The sequence below is a fragment of the Shimazuella sp. NTD247 genome, from assembly GCF_059510415.1.
The window spans coordinates 1-266 of sequence record NZ_JCAJZU010000037.1; the positions used below are offsets into that span (position 1 = coordinate 1).

Annotated in this window: 1 rRNA gene; it reads left to right on the forward strand. The window is 47.4% G+C overall.

From position 1 onward, the window contains the following. Positions 1–113: 113 nt before the first annotated feature. Positions 114–266 (forward strand): 23S ribosomal RNA (locus AC5WOC_RS21235); the annotation flags it as partial.

The window sequence follows — 266 nt, forward strand, 5'->3', positions numbered from 1 at the left end:
GCAAGTCGCACTTTGAAAATTGGATAGAAAATAGATGAAGAGAAAGACATGTGTGTCTTTTTCGTCAAGTTGCAAAACACCGGGTAATCAACAGATTACCAAAAACCAATGTAGGAGAAGCTACTAAGGGCACACGGTGGATGCCTTGGCGCTAGGAGCCGATGAAGGACGGGACGAACACCGATATGCTCCGGGGAGTTGTAAGTGAACTTTGATCCGGAGATTTCCGAATGGGGCAACCCACTCATCGAAGGATGAGGACTGCT